Below are 20972 nucleotides of genomic sequence, written 5' to 3'. Positions count from 1 at the left end.
TTCGACCGCCGCCGCCGTTCAGCGACGGCACGATGCGAGCGCGTCGCGGGCCTGGTACGCAGTGTATGTGAGTTGCGCGGCGGCGAGGCCCGCGAGCCCGAACGTGCGCGTGAGCCCGAACGCGGCGAAGCCTTCCGGCACGGGCTGCTCGCCGGCCAGCGCGGCGGCGAGCGCTTCGCCGGCGACGGTGGTCGGCGCCATCCCGTGGCCGCCGAACGCGATCGCGTGCCACACGCCGTCCGCGTCGCGGCCGATCTGCGGCATCTTGTGCCGAGCGTAGCTCATCAGCCCGCCCCACGCGTAGTCGACCTTCACGCCGTCGAGCTGCGGATATACGCGCAGCAGGTCGCGACGCAGCAGGCGTGCGATCGCGTCGGGGCCGCGGTCGAGCACCGAGATCCGGCCGCCCCACAGGATCCGCGTGTCCTTCAGCGGGCGGTAGTAGTCGAATGCGAAGCGCGTGTCGTAGATCGCGTATGGCGCGTCGATCGCGTGCGGCAACCGCGTGCCGAGCGGTTCGGTCGCGATCACGTAGGTCGCGATCGGCAGCACCGCGCGTTCGATGCGCGGCGACACGCCGCGCGCATAGCCGCCGCCGGCGAACACGACGTCCTTTGCGCGCACCGTGCCCTGCGCCGTGCGTACGACGTAGCCGGCGCCTTCGCGCGCGATGCCGAGCGCGGCCGAGCGTTCGTACACGCGTGCACCGCCGCGCGATGCGGCCGCCGCGACGCCTAGCACGTACTTGAGCGGATGGAAGTGGAACGCGTTCGGCTCGAACAGCCCGCCGTGGTAGCGCTGCGTCTTGAGCCGCGCGCGCAGCGCGTCGGTTGCGACCGGTTCCCAGTCGACGTTGAATTCCTGCTTCATCAGCGTGCGTACGCCGTCGAGCCGCGACGGATCGTCGAACCAGTTCGCGAGCATCACGCCCTCGTCGACGATGTCGCAATCGATCCCGTAGCGCGCGATGCGCGTGCGGATCAGGTCGACCGCGTCGACGGTGAGCCGGTACAGGCGACGCCCTTCGTCGCGGCCGAGCGTGCGCAGCAGATCCGCGTTGTCGAGGCTGTAGCCGCCGAACACGAAGCCGCCGTTGCGGCCCGATGCGCCGAAGCCGACCCGCTCGCTGTCGAGCACGACGACGTCCGTCACGCCGCGCTCGACGAGACCGAGCGCCGTGCACAGGCCGGCGAGGCCGCCGCCGACGATGCAGACCTGCGTGTCGATCGTGCCGGTCAATTGCGGGTAGGGCTGGCGGGTAACGGTGGCTTCGTAGAAATTCTGCATGCGGTTTCGGTGACTCGTAACGGCGGGAAAACGGACGGCGCGCGTCGATCTTGCCTGAACGCGCGCGCCGCGTCGAATGGGGTTTTCAGTGCGCCGGCCGGCGCGTTACCGGGCGTTATGCGCCCGGCGTCGGGTTGGCCGGACGGGCGACATAGGCCGGATAACCGGCGTCGGCCTTCTCCGTGGCGTCTGGCGTCGCGTTGCGCTCGATCCACGGCGCGATCTCCATGTCCTCGTAGCGGACGAGGCGGCATTTGCGCACCAGCGCGTAGCCGAGCCAGATCACGAGGAAGAACGGCAGGCCGATGTAGGTCGCGGCGATACCGGTCCAGTCGATCCTGTCGGCGAGGAACGCCTGGTAGTCCTGGCCGAGCGCGACGATCGCGCACAGCGCGAACGCGAACAGCGGGCCGAACGGGAACCACTTCGACCGGTACGGCAACTGGTCGAGCCGGTAGCCCTGCTTCAGGAAACCCTTGCGGAACCGGTAATGACTGACCGCGATGCCGAGCCACGTGATGAAGCCGGCCATGCCCGACGTGTTCAGCAGCCACAGGTACACCGTCTTGTCGCCATACAGCGACGTGAGGAAGCACAGCCCGCCGATCGCCGTCGTCGCGTACAGCGCATTGCGCGGCACGCCGCCCGGCGACAGTTTTGCGAACAGCTTCGGCGCGCGGCCTTCGACGGCGAGGTTGTAGAGCATCCGCGTCGACGCGTACATGCCCGAGTTGCCGGCCGACAGCACGGCGGTCAGGATCACCGCGTTCATCACGCCGGCCGCGAATGCGAGGCCCGCGTGGCGGAACACCAGCGTGAACGGACTCACGCCGATGTCGGTCACGTCGCTCTTCAGCAGGCTCGGGTCGGTGTACGGAATCAGCACGCCGATCACGAAGATCGCGAGCACGTAGAACAGCAGGATGCGCCAGAAGATCTGGCTGACCGCACGCGGGATCGTCGTGCGCGGATTCTCCGATTCGCCGGCCGCGACGCCGATCATTTCGGTGCCCTGGAACGAGAAGCCCGCGATCATCGCGACGCCGAGCATCGTCGCCCAGCCGCCGGCGAACGGTGCGTCGCCGATCGTGAAGTTGCCCCAGCCGGCGCTCGGGCCGCCCTGCATGATCCCGAAGATCATCAGCAGGCCGACGCCGACGAACGTGAGCACCGTCAGCACCTTGATCAGCGCGAACCAGTATTCGGCCTCGCCGAAGCCGCGCACCGACAGTGCGTTGAGCGCGAAGATCAGCGCGAGGAAGATCGCGCTCCACCAGACGCCCGGCACGTTCGGGAACCAGTAGTGCATCACGAGCTGCGCGGCGACGAGTTCCACCGCGAGCGTCACGGCCCAGCTGTACCAGTAGTTCCAGCCGAGCGCGAAGCCGAAGCCTTCGTCGACGAACTTCGAGCCGTAGGTCGCGAACGAGCCCGACACCGGCATGAACGCGGCCATTTCGCCGAGGCTCGTCATCAGGAAATAGACCATCAGGCCGATCATCATGTACGCGAGCATCGCGCCGCCGGGGCCGGCCTGCGAGATCGACGCGCCGGACGCGACGAACAGGCCGGTGCCGATCGAGCCGCCGATCGCGATCATGCGCAGATGGCGCGCCTGCAGGCTGCGGTGGAGGGACGGCTTCGCGGGCGGCGAGCCGGACGGACGGGGCGAATCGGGGCGGGCATCTGAATGCATGGCGGGTGCTGGGCGCTGTCTCCGGGATTGTTTTTTGGCTGCGAAGCGCGACGCGTCGCCGGCCGCCGCCGGGCGGCGGCGGTGCGTCGCGGGAATGATCCGGTGCAACCGGCCGCGACGCGCGTCGTTTTCGTCTGTCGGCCGGCCGCCGTCGGCGGCCGTCGATGCGCCGAGTGCGGCGCACCTCGACGTCGTCCCGATTGTGTGTGTCCGCCGGATGGGCTGCAAACGATATTTCCGCACAGGGTGATGCAGCTTTGTCATCAAGTTGCGGCGCGCCGAGATGCGTCCGGATGGCCCGGTCTCGGGCTTTGGACACGTCCCATATGCGGGCTGAAACGGCCCCGTGTTTCCTGCCCGGGTGTTGCGTTTTGGGAATGAAGTCGTGAGTTAATATCAATAGCGGCCCGACTTGTGGCCACCGACAATGTGTCTCATGGATCGTGCCTTGCGAGGCGGGGGCGTGCCGTCCGGCCGGGGTTTCCGGCGGCGGCGCAGCGCGATGCGCCACGCGGCGCACCGGGCCTGCCGAGCAGCGCATCCGCTTGCACAGGGCGCGTGAACGCGCTCCAATCGAATCACGCGGGCGGCGTCGCCGCCGCACCGATCAATCTGTCCCTGAAGAGGAAGTGATGCAATTCAACGACATTCTTGCCGCGCTCGATATCGATCTCGCCCAGTGGAAAGGCAATGCGCTGACCGCGCGTTCGCCGCTCGATGGCGCGACGCTCGCGACGCTGGCGGTCGACTCGCCCGCTGACGCCGAGCGCAAGATCGACGCCGCACACGACGCATTCCTCAAGTGGCGCACGGTGCCGGCGCCGGTGCGCGGCGAGCTGGTGCGCGTGTTCGGCAACGTGCTGCGCGAGCACAAGGCCGAGCTGGGCCGCCTCGTCACGCTCGAAGCCGGCAAGATCACGTCGGAAGGGCTCGGCGAAGTGCAGGAAATGATCGACATCTGCGATTTCGCGGTCGGCCTGTCGCGTCAGCTTTACGGCCTGACGATCGCGTCCGAGCGCCCGGGCCACCGGATGATGGAAACGTGGCACCCGATCGGCGTGTGCGGCGTGATCTCGGCGTTCAACTTCCCGGTCGCGGTGTGGGCGTGGAATGCGGCGCTCGCGTTCGTCTGCGGCGATTCGGTCGTGTGGAAGCCGTCGGAGAAGACGCCGCTCACCGCGATCGCGTGCCACGTGCTGCTCCAGAAGGCGATCCGCGAATTCGAGAAGACGCATCCGGGCGTCGCGCCGGCGGAATTGAGCCAGCTGGTGCTCGGCATGCGCGATGTCGGTGAAGTGCTGACGTCGTCGAAGAAGGTGCCGGTCGTCAGCGCGACCGGCAGCGTGCGGATGGGCACGGAAGTCGCGAAGGTGCTGAGCCAGCGTCTCGCGCGCGGCATCCTCGAGCTCGGCGGCAACAACGGGATGATCGTCGCGCCGAGCGCCGATCTCGACCTCGTGGTGCGCGCCGTCACGTTCGCGGCGGTCGGCACGGCCGGCCAGCGCTGCACGACGCTGCGCCGCCTGATCGTCCATCGCAGCATTGCCGATCAACTGCTGCCGCGCATCGAGAAGGCGTATGCGTCGGTGAAGGTCGGCAGCCCGCTCGAGGAAGGCACGCTCGTCGGCCCGCTGGTCGACCGCGCGTCGTTCGACGCGATGCAGAAGGCACTGGCCGATGCGCGCGAGCAGGGCGGCGAGGTGAAGGGCGGCGAGCGCGTCGACGTCGGTCATGCGGATGCGTACTACGTGCGTCCGGCAATCGTGCGGATGCCGAAGCAATCGTCGGTGGTCGAGCGCGAGACGTTCGCGCCGATCCTGTACGTGATGATCTACGACAATTTCGAAGACGCGATCGACGTGCACAATGCCGTGCCGCAAGGTCTGTCGTCGGCGATCTTCACGAACGACATGCGCGAGGCCGAGCAGTTCATGTCGGCAGCGGGCAGCGATTGCGGGATCGTCAACGTGAACATCGGCACGAGCGGCGCGGAGATCGGTGGCGCGTTCGGCGGCGAGAAGGAAACGGGCGGCGGCCGCGAGTCGGGTTCGGATGCGTGGAAGGCGTATATGCGCCGTGCGACGAATACGATCAACTACAGCCGTCAGCTGCCGCTGGCGCAGGGTGTGAAGTTCGACGTGTGATGGCGCGCGCCCGGCAGGGCGCGTCGACGATCGAATGAAAAGGGCCGGTTGCCGCGAAAGCGGTGACCGGCCCTTGTCGTTGTGGGCGACACGCATGCCGCGGCGCCCGATCACGGCTCGTGTCGCGTGGCGCCCTCGTTCGCCGGCATGTTCTGCACAACGAGCATCTGCGGCGTCGACAGCGTGATCCGCGCCGCGCGCAACTGTTTCAGGATCTCGAACAGCAGATCGCTCTTCGTCGAACTCGCGATCCGCGGGCTCGCCACATAACCGGTCACGCTCAGCGTAATGCCGTCGGGCGTGAGCTGGCTGAACGTCACCGACGGCGCCGGCTTGTCGAGAATCGCCGGGTGTTCGCGATACGCGTCGAGCAGCAGGTCGCGCACCTGCTCGGGATCGGTGTTCAGCGGGAACGTCAGCATCAGCGTCGCGACGCCCTGCGTGCTGTTGCCCATCGTCACGTTGCGCACGTTCTGCGAGATCAGCTGCGAGTTCGGCACGATCACGGTCGAGCGGTCGCTCAGCTGGATCTCGGTCGCGCGCACGTTGATGCGGCGGATGTCGCCTTCGACGCCCGAGATGCTGACCATGTCGCCGACTTTCACCGGCCGCTCGGTCAGCAGGATCAGCCCCGACACGAAGTTCTTCACGATCTCCTGCAGGCCGAAACCGATACCGACCGACAGCGCGCTGACGATCCACGCGAGGTTGCTCCATTTGACGCCGAGCAGCCCGAGCGTCATCAGCACGAGCAGCACGTAGCCGACGTTGGTGAACAGCGTGATCAGGGATACGCGCATCCCCGCGTCCATGCCGAGCGCGGGCATGAACTCGCTGTCGAGCCAGCGACGCACCGAGCGCAGCAGGTAGAAGCCGATCGCGAATCCGATTCCCGCATTCATGATCCGGTCGGGCATGATGTTCAGGCTCTGCAGCCGCTGACCGCCGATCATCGAGACCACGCTGTCGAGCAGGTCGCTCGGCGTCGTGCCGAAACCGCCCGTGAGCAGCGCGATGGCCGCGACCAGCATCAACAGGCTCGTGCCGAGGCCGGACGCGACGGTGTGCGCCTGGTCGAGATGCCGGTCGTCGAGCGCGAACAGGTGCTTGATCTGCTTGCCGGTCGGCAGGCTTGCCGAGAACAGGCTCTCGCTCGCGTCGCGCGTCAGTTGCGTGAGGATGTAGACGCTGCACAGCACGATCTCGAACCACACGAGCTCGTACGTGATGAAGCGCGCGACCGTGATGTAGCCGATCACGAGCGCGCCCAGCGACACGACGATCGCCAGCGTGACGCCGGCATGGATCAGCCCCGCCAGCGTCGAGCGCTGCTCGGGCGCTTCGCCGGCTTCCGCGAGCGCGCTGCGCACGCGGTTCGCGCGCAGCAGCGATGCGCCGACGGTCAGCGCGACGACGAGCGACACGATCCCGCGACCGAACAGCGTGACGGACAGGCTGGTGTCTACGATCCGGTTGATCGATTCGAGCGTGCCGGACATCAGCAACAGTGCGGCCAGCACACCGGGGAACGGCTTCATCGCGAGCGCGACCGGATCGGCGAGCGCCGGCAGCCGCCACGATGGGTGCTTCGTACAGAGCAGCGCGCGGCCGAGCCCGGCGATCAGCGCGCAGGTTACCGCCAGCTTCGCGAACTGATCCCACAGATCGCTCATCGACGGCGTGAGCTCGTAGTGCCGAGCGAGCGCGAGATAAAGAATCTGGACGGCGACGGCGGTCGCGAACAGCGTCGAGAACGCCGTCGACAGTGCAAGTGCGCTGCGGCGCAGCCGCGTGGGCGGCAGGTGGTTCAGGCAGACCCACGCGAGCCCGCGTTCGACGAGGCGGCGGCCGCCGAGCCATACGGCGAGCGCGGCGATCATCAGCAGCGTGGTGATCGCACGCTGTCCGGGCATCCAGGACGAGTGCAGCATGTCGCGCAGTTCGTCGTTGAAATCCTCGAGCCGATGGACGTCGTCAGCCGACAGATGAAACAGCGGCAGCCAGAACTGCGCGCCGAAGATGCTGCCCGAACGGAACGCGAGCTGGTTGCGCAGCAGGCTGCGGTGCAGCTTCGCGAACTGGTCGTTCAGGTTCGCGAGGTTGGCCTTCTGGTCAGCGGCCTGTTTCAGCGCGGCGTCGATCTGCGCCTTGCGCGCGTTCAGCGTCGCCCGCTGTTGCGCGACGGCGGGCGTTTCGGGCGATGCACCCGGGGCCGGCGGCGGACCGAGCACGTCGAGCTGCGCCTGGATTTGCGTACGCTGCGGCGCGAGCTCGCTCTGCAGCTTGTCGACGTCGGCGCTCAGTTCCTGCGTCGCATCGCCGAGCCCGTCGAGCTCCTTGCTGTTGGTCGCGTTCGACGTCTGCTGCTTGATGCGGTCCTGCTGGACCTGCATCTGCTTGAGCTGCGCAATTGCATCGTTCAGCGAAATGGTCGGCACGGGGGCGCCGACGCCGCTCGCGCCCGGCGCGGACGCGGCTGCCGGAAACGCCGACGCGGTCGCGATCGCCGCGAACTGCAGCAGCGCGAACAGCGCGATCCGGCGTGCGTAGATGGATAGTCGTTGCATGGACATGGAATGCTTACGTTTTGCCGACGATTCCGGGCGCCGAAAGGCGTCGGGAAGCCGGGAGTTGGCCCGGTAGCATGTTACCGGGGTGTGGCGGCGGCAATGGCGACGATTGTGCGTATGGCGTATCGCGCGTCATGCGGCCCGCGGCGCCGCGCGAGGGCGCCGAGCGTCCGTATCGACGGGCCCGCGCCGGCATCGGTTGCCAAGCTGCGACGGCGTATCGCGATGCCGGCGAGTCTTACAGAATCGACAGAAGGTTACGCAATTTACACATTATCCGGCGCGAAACGGGGTGTCCGAACCGGTTTGCCACGTGACGCGGCTCGCGCGGCGTGCCGGTACAATGCAGCGATTCGCCCGACGGCGGCCCGCGGGCCGCCGGACAACAACATACGACACGATCAGGAGACTCGACCAAGATGGTTTCAACGGACAGCTTTCCACAGGCCGCCGCCTTGTCTTCTCCGATCGACGCCGGCTCGATTTCAGCCCGCCTCGATCGCCTGCCGCCGACCCGCAGCGTCTGGAAGCTCGTCGTGCTGCTGAGCCTCGGCTTCTTCTTCGAACTCTACGATCTGCTGTACAGCGGCTACGTCGCGCCGGGACTCGTGAAAAGCGGGATCCTGTCCGCGACGACGCACGGCCTGTTCGGCACGACAGGCGTCGCGAGCTTCATCGCCGCGCTGTTCGCCGGCCTCTTCATCGGCACGATCGGATGCGGCTTTCTCGCGGATCGCTTCGGCCGTCGCGCGATCTTCACGTGGTCGCTGCTGTGGTACACGGCCGCCAACATCGTGATGGCGTTCCAGGACACGGCGGGCGGGCTGAACTTCTGGCGCTTCGTCGTCGGTCTCGGCCTCGGCGTCGAGATGGTGACGATCGGCACGTACATCTCCGAACTCGTGCCGAAGCAGATTCGCGGCCGTGCGTTCGCGTGCGAGCAGGCGGTCGGCTTCGTCGCGGTGCCGGTGGTCGCGTTCCTCGCTTACCTGCTCGTGCCGCACGCGCCGCTGGGCCTCGACGGCTGGCGCTGGGTCGTGCTGATCGGCGCGCACGGCGCGCTGTTCGTGTGGTGGATTCGCCGCGAGTTGCCGGAGAGCCCGCGCTGGCTCGCGCAGCAAGGCCGTGTCGAGGAAGCCGACCGCGTGATGCGCGCGCTGGAGGCGAAGGTCGAAGCCGAATACGGTCGCCCGTTGCCGCCTCCAGCGCCGGCCGAGCCGGTGCCGCCGCGCGGCAGCTTCCGCGACATGTGGGTGCAGCCGTATCGCAGCCGCACGATCATGATGACGATCTTCAACGTGTTCCAGACGGTCGGCTTCTACGGCTTTGCGAACTGGGTGCCGACGCTGCTGATCAAGCAGGGCATCACGATCACGTCGAGCCTGATGTATTCGAGCGTGATCGCGCTCGCGGCGCCGCTCGGCCCGCTGATCGGCCTCGTGATCGCCGACCGCTTCGAGCGCAAGTCGGTGATCGTCGCGATGGCGGCGGCGATCGTCGTCTGCGGGCTGCTGTTCAGCCAGACGACGGCGGGCGTGTTCCTGATCGTGCTCGGCATCGGTCTCACGCTCGCGAGCAACATCATGTCGTACAGCTTCCATGCGTACCAGGCCGAACTGTTCCCCACGTCGATCCGCGCACGCGCGGTAGGTTTCGTCTACTCGTGGAGCCGCTTCTCCGCGATCTTCTCGTCGTTCGTGATCGCCGCCGTGCTGAGAGGCTTCGGCACGTTCGGCGTGTTCGCGTTCATCGCCGGCGCGATGGCGGTCGTGATGGCCGCGATCGGCTTGATGGGGCCGCGCACCAAAGGCATCGCACTCGAAGCCATTTCGAAGTAGGCGACGATCGCATCACGCGTGCCGCATGCGGGGCGGCACGCAGGCACGCGTTTTCACGGCCGCGGCAAAGGCCAGCGAACGAGCCTGCCACGCGACGATGCAGCAAGCGGCAACGAGTTGAAACAAAGCGTGACCAAGCGCAAAACCGCCGCGAAACGAAGGGTTCGGCCCTGCCGAATCCGGCATGCGCGAGTAGAATGAAAGTCCTGACGACTCATTAGCCGCCATCGGACCGATCGCGTTGCATCCGCGAAACGGCTCCACCGCGAAGAGGCGTCGGCGCCGGGAATCTGCAAGGTCTGCGGCGTGTCGATGGCTCGCGCGGAAGATGCGCCGTTCGCCTTTGTGCGGCGGCCGGATCGGCCGATGGCTTCGATCTTCATGATACTTTCCGACCTGACGCGGTGGCTGGCCAAGCCGCGTTGCCGTACCCTCGCAGTCGCCACGTGGCTCGCTGCAGCCCTCCCGATTTCCGTTCTCGTCGATCGGCCTGCGTTCGCCGCGTCCGACGCACCGTCGTCCGCTGCTACGTCATCCTCACCAACTGCATCGCCAGCGCCGACCGCGCATGCGTCGTCCGGCGCATCGTCCGCTTCCGCAGCGTCCGCGGCGCACCATGCAGCGCCGGCGAGCGGGGCATCGGGTGCATCGGGTGCATCGGCGGCCTCGGCAGCGTCCGAGGCAGCACCTGCATCGGCGGCGTCCGGCACGGCCGCGAGCGAAGCCGAGGCGCCCGCACCGATGCTGCCGCGTCGGCATCCGCCGCTGTCGGTCGAGGCAGCGAAAGACGCGACCGCGCGTGCAATGGACATGCACAAGCGCTTCACGCAGGAAGTCACGCGACGCCTGAACGTGCCCGCGAACGAACAGCGCGCGTACGGCGAGCGGCTTCAGAAAGCACTCGCCGATGCGAATCTCGGCGATCTGGCGGGCGAGTATGTCGCGTTGGTCGATCGCGCCCAGAACGTGCAGGCGCTGTTCATCTACTTTCGCGCGACGCCGGCCAATGCGTGGCTGATGGTCGGCGCGTCGCCGGTCAGTACCGGCTGGCCGGGCCAGTACGATCACTTCCTGACGCCGCTCGGCGTGTTCGATCATTCGCCCGACAACATGGACTTCCGCGCCGAAGGCACGATGAACGACAACGGCATTCGCGGCTACGGCAAGCGCGACATGCGCGTCTACGACTTCGGCTGGGTCGAGGGCGAGCGCGGCTGGGGCAAGGGCGGCAAGTCACCGATGCGCTTCCAGATGCATGCGACCGACCCCGATCGTCTCGAGCCGCTGCTCGGCATCCGGCACTCGAAAGGCTGCGTGCGGATCCCGGCTTCGTTGAACACGTTCCTCGACCGGCACGGCATTCTCGACGACGACTACCAGGCGCGCGTCGAGGCCGGCAAGTCGCTGTGGGTGCTGCGTCGCGATCGCGACATCACGCCGATCGCCGGCCGCTATCTGGTCGTGATCGACAGCGCGCGCAAGACGCGCCCGGCATGGTCGCCGGCGCCGGGACGCCACGCATGGTCGAAGTTGCCGAAGAGCGGCGACACGGCGGACTGACGGCAACCGGTTCTCCTGCACGGGAGATCTCGGGATGAGAATAAATCCGTTTTATTGAGATATAAGAAAACCAAACTTTTATTATCCGATCCGGGTTCGTATAGTCGTGTCCAGTTTCGCGGAACCCTGCCGCGCCTGGACTCTCACCGACCACACGACCCGCATGAAAACTCTTCACAAGCTCGCGCCGCTCGCGATGCTCGGCGCCTTCGCGACCCATGCCTGCGCGCAAAGCAGCATCACGCTGTACGGCCTCATCTCGGCAGGCGTCGGGTACGCGACCAACCAGGGCGGCAAGAACGCCTGGCAGGCGCTGTCCGGCACGAACCAGAACCCGCGCTGGGGGCTGAAGGGCAAGGAGGATCTCGGACAGGGGCTGTCCGCGATCTTCCAGCTCGAGAACGGCTTCAACGTGATGACGGGCACGGCCGCGCAGAACGGCCGCGAGTTCGGGCGCCTGGCCTACGTCGGCCTCGCCGACCGCACCTACGGGTCGCTGACGTTCGGCCGCCAGTACGATGCGATCCACGACTACATCGGGCCGGTGATCATCGCGAGCAATGGCGTGAACATCGGCGACAACGACAACGGCTACAACGACATCCGCGTGCAGAACTCGGTGAAGTACGTGAGCCCCGTGTACTACGGGCTGAAATTCACCGCGCTGTACGGCTTCAGCAACGCGACGGGCTTCGCGAACAACAGCGCATACAGCTTCGGCCTCGGCTACGAACGCGGCCCGTTACGCTGGAGCGCGGTCTATGCGCAGTACAACCATCCGTACAGCGGCACGAACCCGGACGGCGCGATCGCGAACGACTATGGGTCGCCGCTCCTGATCTTCGCGAAGAGCGCGACGTCGCCGGCGGTGTTCGCGAGCCGGCAGCGCATCGCGGGCACGGGCGGTTTCTACACGATCGGCCGCGCGCAGTTCGCGGCGATGTTTACCGACGTGCGCTACGATTACCTCGACAATTCGCACCTGCATCTGCAGAACGTCGGCGTGAACATCGTCTACACGATGACGCCACAGCTTTTCCTCGGTGCCGCGTATGCCTTCACGAACGGCAAGTACGACGTGATCGACAAGCGGCCGAGATGGCACCAGGTGAACCTGCAGGCCGATTACTACCTGTCCAAACGCACCGACGTCGCGCTGACCGTGATTGCACAACAGGCGGCAGGCGACGCGGATCACGCGCAGATCTTCGCGTACGCGCGCTCGACCGGCACGCGCCAGATGATGGCGACGCTCGGTGTGCGGCACGTCTTCTGAGAGCCCGATCATGACCTATCCGATCGCATCCCGCCGCACGTTCCTGAAACTGTCCGCCGCGCTGGCCGGCACGGCGCTGCTGCCAGAAGCCGGCGCGTTCGCGGCCGGCGGCGACGCCGCGCGGCGCACGGTGATCATCGATACCGACCCGGGGCAGGACGACGCCATCGCGATCCTGTTCGCGCTGGGCGCGCAGGACCGCCTCGACGTGCGCGCGCTGACCGCCGTGGCCGGCAACGTGCCGCTCGACCTCACCGAACGCAATGCGCGGATCGTCCGCGACTGGGCCGGCCGCACGAAGACGCTGCCGGTCTATGCGGGATGCCCCCGCCCGCTGGTGCGCGACCTCGTGACGGCCGCGAACGTGCACGGCAAGACGGGCCTCGAAGGCGTCGAACTGCACGAACCGCGCGCGCCCCTTGCGGCCGGTCATGCGGTGTCGTACCTCGTCGATACGCTGAGCCATGCCGCGCCGAACAGCGTGACGCTGTGCGCCCTCGGCCCGTTGACCAACATCGCGACCGCGCTGGTCGAAGCGCCGCAGATCCGCGGTGCGCTGCGCGAAATCGTGCTGATGGGCGGCGCGTTCTTCGAGCGCGGCAACATCACGCCTGCCGCCGAGTTCAACATCTACGTCGATCCGCAAGCGGCCGAAGTCGTGTTCGCCAGCGGCGCGCCGATCGTCGTGCTGCCGCGCGACGTCGCGGTGAAGGCGCCGATCACGCCGGCGCGCATCGTGCCGTTTCGCGCGCTCGGCAACCGCTGCGGCGCGATCGTCGCGGACATCATGGACGCGGAGCTGGCGTACAACAGGAAGCGGCGCGGCGTCGAGGACGGGCCGATGTACGACCCGACGGCGGTCGGCTATCTCGTCGATCCGACGCTGTTCAACGGACGCAAGGTGAACGTCGTCGTCGAGACGAGCGGGCAGTGGACGCTCGGCGAAACGGTGGTCGACTGGAACGGCCGCAGCGGCCGCGCGGCGAACGCGACGTGGATCAACGAAGTCGACGCGGACCGTTTCTACGCGACGCTGGCGGAGCGCATCGCGAAGCTGCCCTGAACGTCGCGACGCGCTGCACGGCGAACCGGCTCAGATGTGCTTCTCGATCCATTCACGGCAGGTGCGCACGTGCGGGCCGCGATCGTCGGCGGCGAGCGAGATCAGTGAAATCGCGCGCGTGACGCGCGGCTTCTCGATACGCAGCGCGACGAGTTCGGGATCGTGCAGATGCATCGTGTAGAGGCTCGGCAACACGACAGTGGCAAGGCCGTTGCGTGCGAGCGCGTACAGCGGTTCGGTGTACTCCATCCGGTACGCGACGTTCAGGCGCAGCTTCTCGGCGCCGCCGGTGCGATGCAGCGATTCGCTGACGCTGCCGCGCACGAACACGGCCAGTTCGCGATCGACGAGCTTTGCCCACGTGACGCTCTTCGCGTTCGCGAGCGGATCGTCGTGTCGCACGACGATCACGATCTCGTCTTCGAACAGCTGCTGGTAGTGCAGCGTGCCGTCGTCGCTGTCGGGTTCGCGCACGCCGATGCCGATATCCGCGACGCCGTCGCGCACGGCTTCGACGAGCGCGCTGTTTGGCAAGTCGGTGAGCGTGAAGCGCAGTGTGGAATGCGTGCCGCGCAGCGCGTTGAGTGCAGGCAGCAGGCGGCCGGCGACCGACGGGATGAACGCGATGCGCACGGTCTGGATGCGTTCGCCGATGAGCCGCGTCATGTCGTCGAAGGTGCCGCGGGCCTGGTTCAGCAGGCGCTCGGCAAGCGGCAGCACGGCAACGCCCGCGGTCGTCAGCGTGAGCCGGTGCGCGGAGCGGGCGAACAGGCGGCCGCCGAGCAGGAACTCGATCTGGCGGATCGACGCGGTCAGCGCGGGCTGCGTGAGCGACAGCGCCTGCGCGGCTTGCGTGAAGCTGCGCGCATGCGCGAGTACGACGAAGTGCTGGACCTGCCGCAGCGTGAGTGCGGGCAGCAGCGACGAGCGATCGGACGACATCGGAACGGTACGGTCGGGAGGCGGTACGCGGCAGTATAAGACCGCGCCGCGCGAACCGACACAGGACAATAATCGGAATCACAGGAGAACCACCATGTCAGCGACTGACACGATGCCGGCGCGTACGCCGGCCAACTGGCTCGAACGGCGCTTCGCGCTCGCCGCGCGCGGCACGAGCGTGCGCACCGAGACGATCGCGGGTATCACGTCGTTCCTCGCGGCGGCGTACCTGCTCGTCGTGATTCCGTCGCTGCTCGCGACCGGCGGAATGGAACGCGGCGCGGCAACCACCGCGACGATCGTCGTGTTCGTGCTGTTCACGACGCTGATGGGGCTCTACGCGAACCTGCCGTTCCTCGTCGGCCCCGGCATCGGCGGCTCGGTGATCATCGGCGTGACGCTCGCGACGACCGAACATGTCGGCTGGCAGACGGGCCTCGGCATCGCATGCGTGTCCGGCATGCTGTTTTTCCTGCTGACGATCTTCGGCGCGCGCGGCGTCGTGATGCGGCTGATTCCGGTGCAGATCAAGCTCGGCCTCGGCGCGTCGATCGGCCTGTTCGTCACGATGCTCGGGTTGCGCAATGCGGGGATGGTCGTCGCGAACGCGAAGACCAACGCGTTCGCGCTCGGCGATTTCTCGCGGCCGGGCGCGCTCGTCGCGCTGATCGGCCTCGCGGTCGCGATCGTGCTGCAGGCGCGCAAGGTGCCCGGCGCAATCCTGATCGCGATTCTGGTTGCCGCCGCGGCCGGCGTGCCGCTAGGCGTCACGCATCTGCCGGCGTCGTTCGTGTCGCTGCCGCACAGTATCGCGCCGATCGCGTTCAGGCTCGACATCCGCAGCGCGCTGACGCTTGCGGCCGCGCCGTACCTGTTCGCGTTCTTCGCGGCGGAATTCTTCTCGACGCTCGGCACCGCGCTTGCGGTCGGCGCGAAGGCGAACCTGCTCGACGAACAGGGCAACCTGCCGAACATCAACCGGCCGTTCCTCGTCGACTCGCTCGCCGCGACGCTCGGCCCCGTGTTCGGCATTCCCGCGCTGACGGCGCTGATCGAATCGGCGGCGGGCGTCGAAGCCGGCGGCCGCAGCGGGCTGTCGTCGCTGGCGGCGGCCGTGCTGTTCGCCGCGATGCTGCTGTTCGTGCCGGTCGCGCTCGCGATTCCGAAAGAGGCGACCGCGCCGGCGCTGATCCTGATCGGGCTGTCGATGTTCGCGACGATCCGCCATACGCATTTCGACGACTTCACCGATGCGCTGCCCGTGATGTCGATGGTGCTGCTCACGCTGATGTCGAACAGCTTCGGCACCGGCATCGCCGGCGGGCTGCTGTGCTACGTGCTCGTCAAGCTGCTGGCGGGCCGCTGGCGCGACGTGTCATGGGGGCTCGTTGTGCTCGCGCTGCCGCTCGGCTATTACTTCTGGACCGTTGTGAAGCCGCACTGAGAAACGGCTTTCACGACGCATCGGCACTACCGCAAAAGAGACTGACATGAAGGCAACACCAGGTAACGTCCCGGCCGCGCGCACGGGCATCGAGATCACGCCGGCCCATCGGGCCTTCTTCCATGCGCTGCCGAAGGTGGAGCTGCATTGCCACCTGCTCGGCGCGGTGCGGCACGACACGTTCGTCGCGCTCGCGGAGCGCAGCGGCGCACCGATCGAGCGCGCGGAGATCGACGCGTTCTATGCGCGCGGCGAAAAGCCGGTCGGCGTGCTGCACGTGCTGCGCGCGCTCGACAAGTATTTGCTCACGCGGCCCGACGACCTGCGGCGTATCGCGTACGAGTATCTGGAGGATGCGGCCGCACACAACGTCCGGCATGCGGAATTCTTCTGGAATCCGACCGGCACGGTGCGCGTGTCGGGCATTCCGTATGCGGACGCGCAGGCAGCGATCGTGACTGCGATTCGCGACGCCGCGCGCGACTTCGGGATCGGTGCATGCCTGATCCCGAGCATCGATCGCGAGCAGGATCCCGACGAAGCGGTTGCGATCGTCGAATGGATGAAGGCGCATCGCGCGGATGAAGTCGCGGGGATCGGGATCGACTATCGCGAGAACGACCGGCCGCCGGAGCTGTTCTGGAAGGCGTATCGCGACGCGCGCGCGGCCGGCTTCCGCACGACAGCGCATGCGGGCGAGTTCGGGATGCCGTGGCGCAATGTCGAGACGGCCGTCGACCTGCTGCACGTCGATCGTATCGATCACGGCTATACGATCGTCGACAACCCGGCGCTGTGCGCGCGCTACGCGGAGCGCGGGATCGTCTTCACGGTCGTGCCGACGAATTCGTACTATCTGCGCACGCTGCCGCCGGAGCAATGGGCGGAACTGCATCCGATGCGCAAGATGCCGGGGCTCGGGCTGAAGATCCATCCGAACACCGACGATCCGACGCTGCACAAGGTGAATCCATCGGAAGCGTGGGAGCTGATGTTCAGCCACTTCGGCTTCACGGTCGCCGACCTGAAGCAATTCATGCTGAACGGGATCGACGGCGCGTGGGTCGACGACGCGACGAAGGCCACGTGGCGCGCGGCGTGGTCGCCGGAATTCGACGCGCTGGCCGCGACGCTTGCGGCGGCCTGAGCGCGCTGCGCGCAGTAGCCGCCGGTCGGCGTGTCAGCCGGCCGGCGAATCGTTCAGGTGGTAACGCAAGTCGCCCGCGAAATCGAACAGCGTGTAGTCGCGGAACGCGAAACGCCACGTGCCGTCGACGCGCTCGAACGCGTCGCGATAGCGGCCTGCCGCGATCGGTTGCAACGCCAGGCCGTCGGTGGCCTGCAGCACCGTGTAGTACGAGCGAGCCGTCGCGCGATGCGCGGCTTCGTCGATCTCGATGACCGGATTCGTAATCACGTGCTTCGTGCGTGGCGTGCCGCACGCGTGGCGCTTGACGCGCGCATCGAACAGTTCGAGCAGTTTGTCCGAGTCGATCGTCGGCGCATCTTCCGCGACCTTGAGCCGGGCATGCCGGAACAGCGCCGCCATGCCCGGCAGGTCGCCGGCATCGAGCAACTCCGCATAGCGGTACAGCAGGTTCGCGATTTCGACAGCACTTGCGCTCATGCAGCCTCCGGCATCGGTGGATGACGACGGCGATGGTGCGCGGCGTGCAGCCCTTCCGCTTCGTCCAGGTGGACTATGGCGGCACATCGACCGATCGCGAAGCCGGCTTCGCACGGGTTCGGCCGTCTCCGCGCGCCGCTTTACACCGCGGGCTGGCGTACACCGGTCGCGTTCGCTATATTGGCGTCCGGCGGCATCCGGTCGTGCCGCCGCCGCCGTGCGCCCCCGTGCCGGCATTCCGACAACAATTCGAACCTCGAGAGGCCCTGCCGTGCGCATTCCCGTTTTCTGTCTGATGATGCTCGTGTCGCTCTCCGCGCGGGCCGCCAGCGGCTGCGACGGCCTGCTCGGCGATTACGCGCCGGCCGCCGGCAAGCCCGCGACCATGCGGGTCGAGAAGGTGGGCGGCGACATCGTGCTGCGCATGCGCGACGCCGGCCGGTGGAGCGTCGAAACCGCCCCGACGCACGTTGCGGAACTCGATATGGATGGCCCGGAGAAGCCGCCTGCCGACGCGTGCATACTCGACGTGCCGGGCGGCGAACTGATCAAGATGCCGATTGGATCACCGTATCAGGTTACGTCGATCACGGGCAGCAATTTCACGACGAAGCATTCGACCACGGGCGTCCTGTTGCGGATGGAGCAGGGCTTCCAGGTCGACGGCATCGAGCTGTATCCGGTCGCGCGCAGCGGCGATTCGCCGCCGCCCCCCGCGAAGGCAGTGCCGGGCCGCGAGATCGCCAGCACGGGGCCGTGTCCCGGCTACCATGCGCCCGACATGAGCCAGGCGGACTTCGACGGACTGTCGGATCGCGTGCGCAAATACTTCGCCGGTCTCGACCCGGTGCAGCAGCGCGAATTCGTGTGCGGGCAGACGCTCGACCAGATCGTCGGCGACGGCTTGTCGTCGAACGACGCGAAGACCGTCGATTCGATGTGGCGCTGGCTCGACGTGATGCTGCACGCGCACCAGGTGCCGCGCGACGAGCATGGCAGCGACGATCGCTGGCGCGTGGCCGGCCAGTTGCTGCACTACAACCGTTCGGACGCCGATGCCAAGGCGTCGCCGGACCTCGAGCGCCGGCAAGCGCTCGTGCTGGACCTGCTGGTGCCGAACCTGCCGCCGCCCGACACGCTGCGCGACGGGCGCGAGGACCAGGCGAGCGATCTCGCCTCCGAACTCGTGAAACTGCCGGAAGCCGATGCGCTCGCCGCGCTCGGCAAGCTGCACGCGAGCGGCGCGCTGAGCTGGCAGATCCACGACAACAATCCGTACCATCTCGCCGACGCCGCGTTGTCCGACGCATTGAATCCGCCCGTGTCGGCGTCGGTGTTCGCGCTGCTCGTGAAGGATGCGAATCCCGTGGTGTTGCAGAGCGATACGCTGCTTCGCGGCGAGGTGATCGAGCATCACGTCGAGGGTGTGCGACGGCTGTTGGGTGTCGGCGTGAAGCCGACCGCGAAGGTGCTGGCCGATGCGGGCGACGATCCGGAGATGCTGCGGCTGCTGAAGGCGGCGGCCGCGCGCTGACGCGATACGCCGGAATACGATACGACGACGAGGGCGACCCTTCCAATGGGCAATCGAGCATGGCTTTATCTCCAGGCGGGTGACGGCGACGACGCGCGGACAATCGAGTTCGCGGAAAGCAAGAATCACTTTCCGCTGCTGTGGCGCGTGTTGCTGGCCGAAGGCGGTGCGGGCGACGCGGTAACGCATCAGCGCGTGTTCGGCGATGCGGGCACGCCGAACCTCGCCAGCGACGCGCGCGCCGCGCAGGCGCGCATCGGGCGGCTCGCGGCGTTCGTCGTCGCGCATCCGCTGCCCGGCGACGATCCGGCGCTCGCACGCCAGTTCGACGCGCTCGTGCGCCATCTCGGCGAATCGATCGACGCGCTGGGCGATGCGCACGGCGCGCCGCGGTTTTCCGCGAACCTCGATGAGCTGTCGTGGCTCGACGGCGGCGGTCCGGACGATTACATCGATCAGGAGCGTGCCAACTGCACCAGCCTGTGGTGGCAGGTTGCGAACTGCATGGATTTCCGCGACGTGCGCGGCCTGCGCGATGCGCTCGAAATCGACACGCCGGCCGACTGGCGCGACTGGGCTTGGGGCTTCGGGTTCGGTGGCGTGTCGCATCACTACTTCCGGCGCCAGGAGCCGCCGCGCGGCGTGACCTTCGCCGAGATGTTCGACGCCGGCGAGTTGCATGGAAACTGGCTCGACCACGACACGTTCAGCTTTCGCGGACGCAACGGCCTGTGGGGCGTCCGGCGTGAAGCCGACGATGCATGGAACGTGATCGTGCCGCCCGAGTGGGCAAGCCTGTGGCGCAGCGGCGCACACGACGACCGGTTGCTGTGGGTCGCGCGCGACGGAAAGGTCGGCCTGCTGCTCGCGGACGAAACCGGCGCGCGCGTCGTGTACGAACCGGCGTTCGACGCGGTGTGGGACTTCAGCGAGGACATCGCCTGCGTGCGGGTGGGCGAGCGGTTCGGGCTCGTGCGCACGGACGGCACGTGGGTGCTCGAACCGTCGCTCGACGATTTCGGCGAGTTCTCCGACGGGCTGGCATCGGCGAGCGTGGACGAGCGCTGGGGCTTCATCGACACGAACGGCGCATGGGTGATTCCGCCGCGTTTCGGCGACGTGCAGGAATTCGTGAACGGCAGCGCCGTCGCGGTATGCGAAGGCGAGCGCTGGGGGCTCGTCGGTCGCGACGGGCAATGGCTGGCGCGGCCGGAATGGGCGTCGCTCGAATGGTCGGTCGAGCACGGCGCGTTTCTCGCGCAGCGCGCCGATCACGTCGGCCTCGTCGATCTGAAAGGCCGCGTGGTCGTCGAGCCGCGTTACGCGGAAGTCGCGCGGCTGATCGACGTTGAACGGACCGAGACGCTGGCCGAACTCGGTGAGATCCGCCATATCGTGCGGCGCGACGACGGGCGCTGCGCGATCGTCGACGGGCTTGGCCGCGCGCTGACGCCGTTCGAGTTCGTGAACATGGGCGCGCTGTCGTGGTTGCCGGACGATGGTGCGGTGCCGCGCGAGCTGTTCAGGCGCCATGCGATCGGCATCCTGCCTGGCGAGCCGATGCAGGCCGCGATCTGCGATCTGGATGCGGGTACAACGATTACGCTGGGCCGGTGCGATGATGTGTCGGGGCTGTACTGGGGCAGCGGTCATGGCTGGCTGTCGGCCGTGCAGGACGAGGACGGCGACGACGTGCGCGTGGCCGTGTTCCGCGCGGACGGCACCGTGCTGCATCCCGCACGCTACACGAGGATCGGCGACGACACGCTGTTCGACCGTCATGCCGCGCGCACGTCGCTGATGCCGTGGTTCGTGCGCCGCGTCGCGATCGCGCGTAACTGGAGCGGCGGCGAACCGGTCGCGGCATTGCGCGACGGCGGCGCGCCGGTCTGGTTGTACGCGGACGGTCGCGCGACGACGACGCGTCGATGAATCGCAAGGCCGGCGGGATCCGCCGGCCGGCTTCGCGATCAACGGAAACTCTTCAACCA

Annotated in this window: 13 protein-coding genes and 1 pseudogene; 9 read left to right on the top strand and 5 right to left on the bottom strand. The window is 67.5% G+C overall.

Translation table 11 applies throughout. From position 1 onward, the window contains the following. Window positions 1-18: 18 nt before the first annotated feature. On the bottom strand, window positions 19-1287 hold the full coding sequence (locus tag DIE13_RS23635; RefSeq protein WP_124829534.1) for an FAD-binding oxidoreductase: 1269 nt from the start codon (window positions 1285-1287) through the stop codon (window positions 19-21). A 115-nt stretch (window positions 1288-1402) separates the two neighbouring features. Continuing rightward, window positions 1403-2983, bottom strand: coding sequence for an amino acid permease (locus DIE13_RS23630; RefSeq protein WP_124829533.1), 1581 nt, complete (start codon window positions 2981-2983; stop codon window positions 1403-1405). 632 nt (window positions 2984-3615) lie between these two features. Here DIE13_RS23630 and DIE13_RS23625 point away from each other — a divergent pair. Beyond that, a complete protein-coding gene (locus tag DIE13_RS23625) occupies window positions 3616-5127 on the top strand; it encodes an aldehyde dehydrogenase family protein (RefSeq protein ID WP_124829532.1) in 1512 nt (503 codons plus the stop codon). Between the two features lie 110 nt (window positions 5128-5237). On the opposite strand, the gene DIE13_RS23620 is transcribed toward DIE13_RS23625, so the two are convergent. Further along, entirely contained in the window at window positions 5238-7700 is a 2463-nt protein-coding gene (locus tag DIE13_RS23620; RefSeq protein ID WP_124829531.1) for a DUF3772 domain-containing protein, read from the bottom strand. A gap of 416 nt (window positions 7701-8116) precedes the next feature. Here DIE13_RS23620 and DIE13_RS23615 point away from each other — a divergent pair, with 416 nt between their 5' ends. From DIE13_RS23615 to DIE13_RS23600, 4 genes and pseudogenes are all read left to right on the top strand, one after another. Then, window positions 8117-9535 (top strand): MFS transporter, encoded by a 1419-nt coding sequence (locus DIE13_RS23615; RefSeq protein WP_124829530.1) that lies wholly within the window; start codon window positions 8117-8119, stop codon window positions 9533-9535. A gap of 328 nt (window positions 9536-9863) precedes the next feature. Next, window positions 9864-11095 (top strand): annotated as a pseudogene (locus DIE13_RS23610) (hypothetical protein). A 163-nt stretch (window positions 11096-11258) separates the two neighbouring features. After that, window positions 11259-12371: a porin gene (locus DIE13_RS23605; protein WP_124829528.1), complete on the top strand. Its 1113-nt coding sequence runs from the start codon at window positions 11259-11261 to the stop codon at window positions 12369-12371. Between the two features lie 10 nt (window positions 12372-12381). Beyond that, window positions 12382-13434, top strand: a complete 1053-nt coding sequence (locus DIE13_RS23600; protein ID WP_124829527.1) for a nucleoside hydrolase — start codon at window positions 12382-12384, stop codon at window positions 13432-13434. 30 nt (window positions 13435-13464) lie between these two features. Here DIE13_RS23600 and DIE13_RS23595 read toward each other — a convergent pair whose 3' ends face one another. After that, window positions 13465-14376 carry a LysR family transcriptional regulator gene (locus DIE13_RS23595; RefSeq protein ID WP_124829526.1) on the bottom strand — a complete coding sequence of 304 codons (912 nt, stop codon included), beginning with the start codon at window positions 14374-14376 and terminating at the stop codon, window positions 13465-13467. A gap of 94 nt (window positions 14377-14470) precedes the next feature. Here DIE13_RS23595 and DIE13_RS23590 point away from each other — a divergent pair, with 94 nt between their 5' ends. Continuing rightward, a complete protein-coding gene (locus tag DIE13_RS23590; RefSeq protein WP_124829525.1) occupies window positions 14471-15820 on the top strand; it encodes an NCS2 family permease in 1350 nt (449 codons plus the stop codon). A 46-nt stretch (window positions 15821-15866) separates the two neighbouring features. Next, window positions 15867-16967 carry an adenosine deaminase gene (gene add / locus DIE13_RS23585; protein ID WP_124829524.1) on the top strand — a complete coding sequence of 367 codons (1101 nt, stop codon included), beginning with the start codon at window positions 15867-15869 and terminating at the stop codon, window positions 16965-16967. 33 nt (window positions 16968-17000) lie between these two features. Here add and DIE13_RS23580 read toward each other — a convergent pair whose 3' ends face one another. Then, window positions 17001-17447: a nuclear transport factor 2 family protein gene (locus DIE13_RS23580; RefSeq protein WP_124829523.1), complete on the bottom strand. Its 447-nt coding sequence runs from the start codon at window positions 17445-17447 to the stop codon at window positions 17001-17003. 271 nt (window positions 17448-17718) lie between these two features. On the opposite strand from DIE13_RS23580, the gene DIE13_RS33500 reads away from it, so the two are divergent. Beyond that, window positions 17719-18981: a hypothetical protein gene (locus DIE13_RS33500; RefSeq protein WP_233410041.1), complete on the top strand. Its 1263-nt coding sequence runs from the start codon at window positions 17719-17721 to the stop codon at window positions 18979-18981. A gap of 45 nt (window positions 18982-19026) precedes the next feature. Next, window positions 19027-20913, top strand: coding sequence for a WG repeat-containing protein (locus DIE13_RS23570; protein ID WP_124829522.1), 1887 nt, complete (start codon window positions 19027-19029; stop codon window positions 20911-20913). The last annotated feature ends 59 nt before the right edge of the window (window positions 20914-20972 follow it).

This window comes from Burkholderia sp. Bp9016 (genome assembly GCF_003857765.1).
GTDB lineage: Bacteria > Pseudomonadota > Gammaproteobacteria > Burkholderiales > Burkholderiaceae > Burkholderia.
This window is presented reverse-complemented; position numbering and strand designations above follow the sequence as displayed.

What these genes read in the sequence shown, in the direction of transcription:
- DIE13_RS23600 (WP_124829527.1), top strand. Translation starts at nt 12,382, where the DNA reads ATGACCTATCCGATCGCATCCCGCCGCACGTTCCTGAAACTGTCCGCC.
- DIE13_RS23630 (WP_124829533.1), bottom strand. Translation starts at nt 2,983, where the DNA reads ATGCATTCAGATGCCCGCCCCGATTCGCCCCGTCCGTCCGGCTCGCCG.
- DIE13_RS23590 (WP_124829525.1), top strand. Translation starts at nt 14,471, where the DNA reads ATGTCAGCGACTGACACGATGCCGGCGCGTACGCCGGCCAACTGGCTC.
- DIE13_RS23615 (WP_124829530.1), top strand. Translation starts at nt 8,117, where the DNA reads ATGGTTTCAACGGACAGCTTTCCACAGGCCGCCGCCTTGTCTTCTCCG.
- DIE13_RS23620 (WP_124829531.1), bottom strand. Translation starts at nt 7,700, where the DNA reads ATGTCCATGCAACGACTATCCATCTACGCACGCCGGATCGCGCTGTTC.
- DIE13_RS23580 (WP_124829523.1), bottom strand. Translation starts at nt 17,447, where the DNA reads ATGAGCGCAAGTGCTGTCGAAATCGCGAACCTGCTGTACCGCTATGCG.
- DIE13_RS23595 (WP_124829526.1), bottom strand. Translation starts at nt 14,376, where the DNA reads ATGTCGTCCGATCGCTCGTCGCTGCTGCCCGCACTCACGCTGCGGCAG.
- DIE13_RS23625 (WP_124829532.1), top strand. Translation starts at nt 3,616, where the DNA reads ATGCAATTCAACGACATTCTTGCCGCGCTCGATATCGATCTCGCCCAG.
- DIE13_RS23635 (WP_124829534.1), bottom strand. Translation starts at nt 1,287, where the DNA reads ATGCAGAATTTCTACGAAGCCACCGTTACCCGCCAGCCCTACCCGCAA.
- DIE13_RS23605 (WP_124829528.1), top strand. Translation starts at nt 11,259, where the DNA reads ATGAAAACTCTTCACAAGCTCGCGCCGCTCGCGATGCTCGGCGCCTTC.
- add (WP_124829524.1), top strand. Translation starts at nt 15,867, where the DNA reads ATGAAGGCAACACCAGGTAACGTCCCGGCCGCGCGCACGGGCATCGAG.
- DIE13_RS23570 (WP_124829522.1), top strand. Translation starts at nt 19,027, where the DNA reads ATGGGCAATCGAGCATGGCTTTATCTCCAGGCGGGTGACGGCGACGAC.